The 3603-nt window shown below is 72.1% G+C and carries 3 protein-coding genes; all 3 read right to left on the bottom strand.

Features of this window, described 5'->3' with window-relative positions; genetic code table 11:
• The coding region (locus tag D7V77_RS41030) for a hypothetical protein (RefSeq protein ID WP_147452339.1) at positions 1-1185 on the bottom strand (1185 nt) is incomplete at its 3' end.
• A gap of 60 nt (positions 1186-1245) precedes the next feature.
• Positions 1246-3303, bottom strand: coding sequence for an ATP-dependent DNA helicase RecQ (locus D7V77_RS41025; RefSeq protein ID WP_120581605.1), 2058 nt, complete (start codon positions 3301-3303; stop codon positions 1246-1248).
• Positions 3304-3354: 51 nt separating this feature from the next.
• Complete coding sequence (locus D7V77_RS41020) at positions 3355-3603, bottom strand: DUF3006 domain-containing protein (protein ID WP_120581604.1); 249 nt, start codon at positions 3601-3603, stop codon at positions 3355-3357.

Genomic DNA, 3603 nt, shown 5'->3' with positions numbered 1-3603 from the left:
GCCCGGGGCCTCTCGCGCCACGAGCGACTCGGCGCCCAGCCCCGCGAGCACCGCGAGCCAGAAGGCCACGTGCACGGAGAGCTTCTCCGGGTAGCGGAAGGGACGCCACGGGGGGAGCAGCTCGTAGACGAGCGCATACAGCGGCGTGTGGCGTCCGAACATCAGCAGGACGAACAGCGCCGTCAGCCCCAACGCCAACTGGACCCGGCGCTCCCGCCACCGGCTCGCAGCGGCCACTCCCGCGAGGAAGAGCATGGGCAGGCCCACGTAGAGCGAGCGGAGCCAGAAGTCGTTCACCTGCGTGCCCAGCAACCCCTCCGCCACCGGCGCGCGCAGGGGGCGCTCCAGGGCGAAGACATTGCCCAGCGCCATGTCCAGCAGGCGCAGTGGATGGGTCGACCAGACCACGGCCGTCTCCAGGGTGCGCCGCTCCGCGAACGTCTCCCGCAGGACGGACGCGGAGGCCCAGAGCTGCACGGCGCTCACGAGCAGCGCGAGCCCCAACCCCGCCCCCGCCGCCAGGAGGACCTTGCGGCGAGGCGCGCCTTCCAGGGGGCCGAACGCCGCCACCGCGAGCACCGTGGCGCCTCCCACCGCGAAGCCCTGGGGGTCTCCCGCGAAGAGGAGTGTGCCCAGCACCAGTCCCACCGCGCCCGCCGCCGCCCAGGACGCATGCTTCAGCACCGCGTCCGTCGCCACCAGCAACCACGGGAGCGCCATGGCGGCCTGCAGGTACGGCAGGCTGTTGGTGAGGCTGACCAGTGCGCCGCCAAAGGCGAAGCCCAGGGCACCCACCCCGGCGGCGCCCGGGCGCGTGCCCCAGCGCCGCAGGAGGACATAGGTGCCCAGGGCCGCGACGGGGTAGCAGACCAGCACCATCAGCGTGAGCATCGCCGGCCCCTCCACCAGCAGGCCCAGCAGGTTCGCGGGGTGGAATGCGCCGGTGACAGTGGCGCCCGCGAAGGGCTGCCCCAGCGAATTGAAGGGCGTCCAGTCCGGCCATTCCCACTGGCGGACGGCCTGGACCCAGAGCCACTTGGCCGGCAGACAGACCCGGAGCATGTCCCGCTCGCAGAAGACCCCTCCGGAGGCGAGCAGGCGGTGGAAGAAGAGCAGCGTCGCCGCGCACAGGGCTCCAAGGACGGAAAGGAACTCGCGGCGGTGGAGCGGGGGCGTGGAGGACATGGCGGCTGCGGCGGGTTCTACCAGAGTCCCGGTGGGCCCCTCTGGAGTGGAGGCGGAGGGCTAGCTGCGCGACTTCGCCTTGCGGATGCGCGGGGCCACGGGCGCCGCCTGCGGCTCGTGGCCCGCCGCGCGCGCCATCAGGCAGATCTCCACCACCTTGGGGCCGAAGCGCTCCCAGCGGCTCTCCCCGGTGCCCTTCACCGCGAGGAAGGCCTCCCGGTCCACCGGCAGCGCGGCGGAGAGCCCCAGCAGCGTCGCGTCATTGAAGATGATGAAGGGCGCGACGCCCAGGTCCTTTGCCAGGTCCTTGCGCCAGCGGCGCAGCTCCATGGACGCCAGCTCGCTGTACGCCATCACCGGCGCTCCGGCCGCGGCCGGCAGGGAGCGCGAGGAGGAGCCGGACGGCTTGGGCATCATGCTGCCCGCGCACCGGTCGCACTTGCCGCACACCGCCGCCGCGTCCGTCTGCCCGAAGTAGCGCAGGATGAACGCGCGCCGGCACTTCGGCGTGTACGCATAGTCCGCCATCCGCTTGAGCATCAGCCGGTTGAGCCGCTCCTGCTCGCGCACCCGGGACAGGTCCACCGTCAGCTCGCGGAATGGGACGCGCTCCAGCGCGCGGATGGAGCGCCCCGCGAACGGCCGGCGCACCCGCACCACGCCCGACTTCTCCAGAAGGCCCAGCGCGTGCCGGACGTCGTCCTCCGTCAGCCCCGTGCGCCGCGCGAGGATGGGCAGCTCCGTGGTGGCCTGCCGCCCCACGGGGAAGGTCTCCAGCAGCGAACGCAGGAGCCGCTGTGACTCCGCCGCGTGCGGCTGCGCGCTGGCGGCCTTGTCCGTCAGCGTGATGCCGTACTCGCCTTCACCCCGGCCACCGCGCTCCAGCTTGCCTTCGCGCTCGAAGATTTTCAGGGCGGCGGAGACCTCGAACTCGCTGGCGCCCACCATGCCCGCGAGCGCGTGCACGCCCCGGTCGAACTCCTCCACGGCCTGCAGCTGCGCCCAGATGTCCGCCAGCACGGACTCGGACGGGTGGCTGCCCTCGATGAGGCGCTCCTGCGTGTACACGTCCGCGTGGTTGAACAGGAGCACCGCCGTGGCGGGGTTGCCGTCGCGGCCCGCGCGGCCAATCTCCTGGTAGTACGCCTCCACCGCGCGGGGGATGTTGGCGTGCGCGACGAAGCGGATGTCCGGCTTGTCGATGCCCATGCCGAAGGCGTTGGTGGCCACCGCCACGGCCTCCTTCGCGGACATGAAGTCGTCCTGCGCGCGGCGGCGGGCGTCGTCCTCCATGCCCGCGTGGTACAGCACCGCCTTCACCTTGCGCGTGACGAGCGCGGAGTGCATCCCTTCCGCCGCCTTGCGCGTGGAGCAGTAGATGATGCCGCTGCCGCCGCCCTTCGCCGCCAGGCCCGCGCACGCGTCCCGGCGCTCCTCGTCCCCGCTGACGTTCACCACGTCCAGGAAGAGGTTGGGCCGGTCGAACCCCTGCGCGAACACCGCCGGGTCCTTCATCAGGAGCACGCGGACGATGTCCTCGCGCACCTCCGGCGTCGCCGTGGCGGTGAGCGCCACCGTGCGCGGGGGCCGCAGCCGCTTGCGCACCTGGCCCAAGAGCGCGTAGTCCGGCCGGAAGTCGTGGCCCCACTGGGAGATGCAGTGCGCCTCGTCCACGGCGAGCAGCTCCACGCCCAGCCCGGACACCAGCTCCAGGAAGCTTGCGCTGCGGAAGCGCTCCGGCGCCACGTAGAGCAGCTTGTACTCGCGGGCGCGCAGCTTGCGCAGGCGCTCCGCCCGCTCCACGTCGGACAGGGACGAGTTGATGTACGTGGCCGCGATGCCCTTCGCGGTGAGCTGCTCCACCTGGTCCTTCATCAGCGCGATGAGCGGTGACACCACCAGCGTGATGCCCGGCAACAGCATCGCCGGCAGCTGGTAGCACAGGCTCTTGCCCGCGCCCGTGGGCATCACCACCACGGTGTTGCGGCCGCTGAGGACGGAGCTGATGACGGGCGCCTGTCCAGGGCGGAACTCCGGCAGGCCGAAGTGCCGCACCAGTCCCTGCTGGGCATCTTCGAGGAAGGGCAGGGACTCCGTCATCGCGCGCATGTTCATCATCCTGGATGGGCCGTCAACGCCAATCCCCTCGTGGATACCGGTGTCGCCACGTCACAGCTCGAGCCCCGGAGGAAGGGGAACCGCCAGCGCGGCCCGTTTCAACGCCACCTCGCGCCGCAGCGCCTCCGTCCGCTCCGGGTCCAGGCGGCCGTCCACGAGGATGTCCCCTTCGCGCACGCCTGGTGGCAGCCGCCAACGCTCCACCGTGCACGCCTGCCCGCCGTCGGTCCGCACCACCTGGGCCCGCGTCTCCTCCAGCAGCTCCACCCGGATGGGGCTCGTCCCCAGCCCCAGCAGCAC

Origin of the sequence: Corallococcus sp. CA041A (assembly GCF_003612075.1) — a bacterium.
GTDB classification, from domain to species: domain Bacteria; phylum Myxococcota; class Myxococcia; order Myxococcales; family Myxococcaceae; genus Corallococcus; species Corallococcus exiguus.
This window is presented reverse-complemented; position numbering and strand designations above follow the sequence as displayed.

Excerpts from the sequence above, each read along its gene's own strand:
- D7V77_RS41025 (WP_120581605.1), bottom strand. The coding sequence starts at position 3,303 with ATGATGAACATGCGCGCGATGACGGAGTCCCTGCCCTTCCTCGAAGAT.